General features: G+C 68.9%; 6 protein-coding genes. 3 read left to right on the top strand and 3 right to left on the bottom strand.

Annotation, left to right across the window (positions count from 1 at the left end; translation table 11 throughout):
* Together A9X03_RS01130 and A9X03_RS01135 are read left to right on the top strand one after the other, a co-directional pair.
* The coding region (locus A9X03_RS01130; protein WP_255396415.1) for an alpha/beta hydrolase-fold protein at positions 1-569 on the top strand (569 nt) is incomplete at its 5' end.
* Between the two features lie 194 nt (positions 570-763).
* A complete protein-coding gene (locus A9X03_RS01135) occupies positions 764-1,573 on the top strand; it encodes a polysaccharide deacetylase family protein (RefSeq protein ID WP_067759965.1) in 810 nt (269 codons plus the stop codon).
* 213 nt (positions 1,574-1,786) lie between these two features.
* Here the strand turns inward: A9X03_RS01135 and A9X03_RS01140 are convergent, their stop codons facing one another.
* The 3 genes from A9X03_RS01140 to A9X03_RS01150 form a co-directional block, all read right to left on the bottom strand.
* A complete protein-coding gene (locus A9X03_RS01140) occupies positions 1,787-2,044 on the bottom strand; it encodes a ribosomal protein L7/L12 (protein WP_067759961.1) in 258 nt (85 codons plus the stop codon).
* Between the two features lie 62 nt (positions 2,045-2,106).
* Positions 2,107-2,898, bottom strand: a complete 792-nt coding sequence (locus A9X03_RS28070) for a pyridoxamine 5'-phosphate oxidase family protein (protein ID WP_156746438.1) — start codon at positions 2,896-2,898, stop codon at positions 2,107-2,109.
* Positions 2,899-2,991: 93 nt separating this feature from the next.
* Complete coding sequence (locus A9X03_RS01150) at positions 2,992-4,368, bottom strand: FAD-binding oxidoreductase (protein ID WP_068259281.1); 1,377 nt, start codon at positions 4,366-4,368, stop codon at positions 2,992-2,994.
* A gap of 157 nt (positions 4,369-4,525) precedes the next feature.
* Between A9X03_RS01150 and A9X03_RS01155 the strand changes: the two genes are divergently transcribed.
* Positions 4,526-5,603 (top strand): AAA family ATPase (locus A9X03_RS01155; protein WP_156737722.1); only part of this gene is annotated, 1,078 nt, incomplete at its 3' end.

Here is a 5,603-nt window from a genome sequence, read left to right on the forward strand (position 1 = left end):
TGTCGAACTTCGCCGTCAGCGCCGATCGAGCCAACTGGGGCGTCGCCGGGTGGTCGATGGGCGGCACCTGCGCGGTCGACCTGGCCGTGATGCACCCCGAATTGTTCAGCGCGTTCGTCGACATCGCCGGTGACCGCAGCCCCAACGTGGGCCCCAGGGATCAAACGATTGCCAAGCTGTTCGACGGCAACCGAACCGCCTGGGCCGGCTTCGACCCGCTCACGGTGATCGCGCGGCATGGTCGGTACACCGGACTGTCGGGGTGGTTCGACGTCCCGGGGTCGTCCGAACCGCGCAATGTCGCCGAGGAAGCCAACCCCACCTCCGGCGCCGCCGGCACCGACCCCGCCGCCAACCCGGAAGGCCAGGACGCCGCCGCCAACGCGCTCTGCGGGGCCGCCTCGGCGAACGGCATCTCGTGCGCCGTGGTCAGTCAGCCGGGCAAGCATGACTGGCCGTTTGCCGCCCAGGCGTTCGCAGCCGCGCTGCCCTGGCTGGCCTCAACGCTGGGGACGCCCGCGGCCGAGCCGGTACAGCTGCCCCAGCACGGCGGCGGTGAACCACACTGATCACAAAATTCACAGGTGGCCCTCCCGTAACGCCTCCGAAATGTTCGCCCTGGTAGTGGTACGGTTCGCTGCTGATGGCTGAGGATTTTCTGCGCGACGGACGACCCCTCCGGGGGTCGGCCCGGCCCGCGCCGCGGCGCAGCCACCGACGGGTTCAGTCGGGCGCCTTCGCTCCGGGCCTTCGTCTGCCGGCGATGAATCGCCGTCAGTTCCTGGGTTCGCTCGCCGCGTCGGTCGTCGCCGGCGTGGGCGCCGCGCGGTTGGTGGTGGACCCGCAGCCGCGAACCTTCGCGGACGTACCCGCGGATTCCGCGGCGACTTCGGGACCCGCCGCCCCGGCGGCCCTGTTGCCGCCGCCGCCGTCGAGCGCGCGCATCCCGCTGCCCGGCGGGGGCGCGCTGACGAAGATTCCCGGCGACGGCGACCTGCTCGCGCTGACCGTCGATGACGGCGTCAACAGCGAGGTGGTGCGCGCCTACACGCAGTTCGCCAAAGACACCGGTGTGCGACTGACCTACTTCGTCAACGGCACCTATGACTCCTGGACCGAGAACGCGGACATGCTGCGGCCCTTGGTCGACAGCGGGCAGATCCAACTCGGCAACCACACGTGGTCGCACCCCGATCTGACGACGCTGCCGAAGGACCAGATCGCCCAGCAGCTCACCCGCAACGACGAGTTCCTCAAGAAGACGTACGGGGTCGGGGCAAAGCCGTATTGGCGCCCGCCGTACGCGAAGCGCAACGCAGTCGTCGACGCCATCGCCGCCGACCTGGGCTATACGGTGCCGACGTTGTGGTCAGGGTCGCTGTCGGATTCGACGTTGATCACCGAGGAATACATCGTCCAGATGGCGGATCAGTACTTCACCCCGCAGGCCATCGTCATCGGACACCTCAATCACCCGCCGGTGACCCACGTCTATCCGCAGCTGGTCGACGTCATCCGCTCGCGCAACCTGCGCACCGTCACGCTCAACGACGTCTTTCTCAAGACGCCCTAGCGCCCGGCGATCACGGCGAGGCGCCCATCAAGCGGGGCATGAAAATGCCCGGTGGCGCTTTCGTGCCTGCCGAACTCCACGAATCCGTTTGCGCCCGAGCGTAATCCGCGTTGCACGCCCTCCGGCATCTCGTTGTCCTCCATCGCGCCGCGGGCGATGAGGCTACCGGCCCTTCCCCCACCGTTTCGAGGTCGCATCACCTCGGTCGATGCCCTAAAGCGGGTCGACGACTTCCTTCGCCTCGCGCAGGCCCGCGCCGGTCAGCTCCCGGTACAGCTTGATCGCGGCGATCTTGTTGCCGGACCGGGCGAGGCCGACGACTTCCGCGGGCACACCGTTCTCGAATGCGCCCGGCGCGGTGGCGCCCGCGTTGCTGCCGAACGTCGGGCACGGGAGCTCGAGCCTTTCGGACAGCAGGCGCACCTGCTGCTCCAGCAGGGCGAGACGGCGGTAGACCTGCGGATCATCCATGGGATGACGATAATCCGGCGCGAAGCCCCGCGCCCGGCGGCTTGCTTCCCCGCTCGTGTCGCCTACGGCACCCGGCCTCCAGTCGCCGCCTCGGGCGTGATCACAACGTACGCGGCCCGCGACTGGAGGTAGTACCGCAGTCGCAGCGCCCAGAGGCGTGCATGCATCAGCTCGACTGCCGCGAACTCCGGTTTCAGGTAGTAGCGCCAAGCGATCCGGGCGATCACTGCGGGCGGCGGCGCCCCGAGGACCGCACGGGCATGTCCTCGCACGAGGAGCCGGCCGGGGTCGCCCGTGCGCTCACCGCCCAACAATAAGGCCACTTCCGACGTGGCAATCACATTCCCCACCGTCCACGACGACGCCGACGTAGTCGCATAGATGCGGCCGCCGTGCGGAACGAGCCACAGCGGAACCGCGAATGGCGTGCCCTTCCTTGACCGGGTGGCGACCACCACGACCCGCGAATCTTTTAGCGCCGCAGTAAGTTCCGGGGACCTCAGGGGGCTGATATCGTTCGTCTGGTCAACCCCAGAAAACGCATTCCGCCGGTCCGAAGGCACGCGCGACGCCGGTACCTCGCGAAGCGAACCGTAGTCCCAGGCCACGATCCGATCTGGCACGATCCGATATGCGCGAGCACCCATCGCCTCGGCCATTCCTCTGACGGTCAACGAACGCAGCCGAAACCACTGCGGTCCGTCGTCGGCGAGCACAACCACGTTGCGTCCGGCGAGATCTGGGCCGCCATCCGGGACCCGGACGACGCGCGGCGATCGCGTGGGGTCGGCGGGGGTCTCCAGGCTCACATGCACGGGCAGGACATGAATTTCGTCGTCAACGGTGGCGGCCAACGCGGCTCGGGGTGGAGACACCGCCAAGTCGGCCACCGCGTCGGCGTCGACGTCCCGACTGATCAAGAGATGCCTTCCGCTAGAAGTGCCGCGCTACCTCGCGGGCCGGATGTTCTGGTTGATGTGGAAGACGTTGTCCGGGTCGTATTGCGCCTTGATCTCGGTGAGCCGCTGGTAATTCGGGCCATAGGTCGCCCGCACCCGCTCCTGGCCCTCGTCCATCATGAAGTTCACGTAGGCACCGCCTGCCGAGTACGGGTGCGTTGCGTCCCAGTAGTCGACGGTCCAGCGTTTCAACAGCTCCGCGTTAGCCGGGTCCGGGTCGACCCCCGCGATCACCTGCGAGAAGTTCACGTCCCGGTACGCCCACGCGGTGTCCGTCTGGCCGACGCGGTGCACCGCACCGTCGATGGGGTACAGGTGCATCGTGGAGTGCATGGTCGGCAGCTCCTCGGCGAAGCGGGCGTGGACCTCGACCGATGCGTCGGGGAGGGTGCGGACGAAGTCGCCGCGCCAATACCATTGCAGCCCTTTGGGATACAGGCCATCAAAGGTCGACTGCAGCGCCGGGTAGGGGGCGGCGCCCAGGCCGTCGAAGGCGGGTTCCATCTCGCGGATCGGCGCGAACGCTTCTTCGGCGCCCGCGGGATCACCCGTGTAGCACCACATCACGGCGCAGGCCTTGTGCAGGTGGAACGCCTCGGGGAACGGCGCCACCGGCGGGACCGTCATGGCCGCGAAGAATCCGTACAGGTCCTCGTCTTGCGCGGGCATGAAGTCCCGGTACCACGACAGGATGTCGGCGGTGTGCGACGAGGGCCACGCCGTGGGGCCGCAGATCACCGTGTGGACCGGGTGCAGGCGGAACGTGAACGAGGTGACCACGCCGAAGTTCCCCCCGCCACCGCGCAGCGCCCAGAACAGGTCGGGATGCTCGGATTCCGATGCCGTCACCACGTTGCCGTCGGCCAGCACCACTTCGGCCTCCAACAGGTTGTCGATCGTGAGGCCGTGCTTGCGGGTGAGGTACCCGTGGCCGCCGCCGAGGGTCAGGCCGCCGACACCGGTGGTCGAGATGATGCCGGTCGGCGTCGCCAGACCATGAGCGTGCGTGGCGCCGTCGACCTGCGCCCACGTCGCGCCGCCTTGCACCCGGGCGGTGCGCCGTTCGGGGTCGACGTCGACGCGGTTCATCAGCGACAGATCGATGACGAGGCCGCCGTCGACCGAACCGAACCCGGGTCCGTTGTGGCCGCCGCCGCGGACGGCTACCGGCAGGTTCGAGCTCCGGGCGAATTCGAGCGCGCCCGCGATGTCGCCGGCCGATTGGCAGCGGGCGATCACCGCCGGCCGCTTGTCGATCATGGCGTTGTGCAGCGCGCGCGCGTCGTCGTAGGCGGGATCGTCCGGCAGGATCACCTGCGAGCCGAGCCGGGCCCGGAAATCATCGGTTGCGGTTGTGAGGCTCATCGCTCACACCTCCTTGTTTGCTCGCGGGTGTTGATGCCGCGACGTTACGAGGCCGGCGAGCCGCGCGTCATGACCACAACCGAGCATTTCCGAGGCATTCCACGATAGTCACATCTGACTATCGACCCGCCCACATCACCGTGGTTACCTTGTTTGCATGGCGCAGTGGGTGCCGCCCCCGCTCCCGGCCGAACTCATCGCTCGTCGCCGCGGCCCGCTCGTGGGCCGTGACGCGGAACTCGCGGTGTTCGAGCACGCCTGGGAGCGGGTCGAGGCGGGCAACCGCCAGGCGGTCTTCATCGGCGGTGAGCCCGGAGCCGGTAAGACGCGCCTGGCCGCGGAGGTGGCCGGGACGCTGTTCGAACACGACGTCGCGGTGCTCGTGGGAAGCTCGAGCGCCGACGAGGATCTGCCTTACGCGCCCTTCGCTGAAGCGCTTGATCGGCTGCTGATCGCCGGTCCGCCGGGGTCGATGGCGGAGCCGTTGGGCGAAATAGGCCCGCAACTGCGGCGGCTGTCACCGCACGTGGACCGGCACCTCTCCGGTGACGGCACGGCGCCGGACGTCGGATCGGCGAGACAGGCCCTCTTCGACGCGTTGACCGGATACCTGCGGCGTCTGGCGGCCGATCGCCCGGTCGCGTTGATCCTCGACGACCTGCACTGGGCACAGCTCCCCACCCTCGCGCTGCTCGAGCATGTATTGATCGGCTGCGCCGACGCACGGGTGCTGGTCGTGGTCACCTTCCGCACGACCGAGCCCGACCGATCCGATGAACTGGCGACCCGGCTGGCCGAACTGCACCGGTTCGACGGGGTGCGGCGCCTGGACCTGGCGGGGCTGGACACCGAGGCCATCGCCGAGTTCGTGGCCCGAACCCAGCAGCTGGCCCCGGCGTCGGCGCGCACGGCCGCCGCCCTACTGCGCGAGCGGACCGGCGGGAACCCGTTCTTCCTCACCGAACTGGTCAACGACCTCGAAATCCGCGGTGGGCTTGCCACTTTGAGCACGCAGCAGACGGTTCCCGCGTCGATCGGGGATGCGATCGCCCGCCGCCTTGCCGGGCTGGGGACCGCCGTGCGGGCGGTGATCGAGCAGGCCGCGGTCTTGGGCCAGACGTTCGATCTGCCCGCGCTCATCTCGACGTGCGAGACGGAGGTCGGCGCGACGCTGGCGGCGATCGATTCGGCCGAGGCCGTCGGCCTGGTCCGCGCGGTCCACGACTCCGACGGCG

Origin of the sequence: Mycobacterium sp. E1715 (assembly GCF_001667625.1) — a bacterium.
Classification (GTDB): domain Bacteria; phylum Actinomycetota; class Actinomycetes; order Mycobacteriales; family Mycobacteriaceae; genus Mycobacterium.

Bases quoted from the DNA above. Each gene is read 5' to 3' on its own strand.
- A9X03_RS01135 (WP_067759965.1), top strand. From the start codon at position 764: ATGAATCGCCGTCAGTTCCTGGGTTCGCTCGCCGCGTCGGTCGTCGCC.
- A9X03_RS01140 (WP_067759961.1), bottom strand. From the start codon at position 2,044: ATGGATGATCCGCAGGTCTACCGCCGTCTCGCCCTGCTGGAGCAGCAG.
- A9X03_RS01150 (WP_068259281.1), bottom strand. From the start codon at position 4,368: ATGAGCCTCACAACCGCAACCGATGATTTCCGGGCCCGGCTCGGCTCG.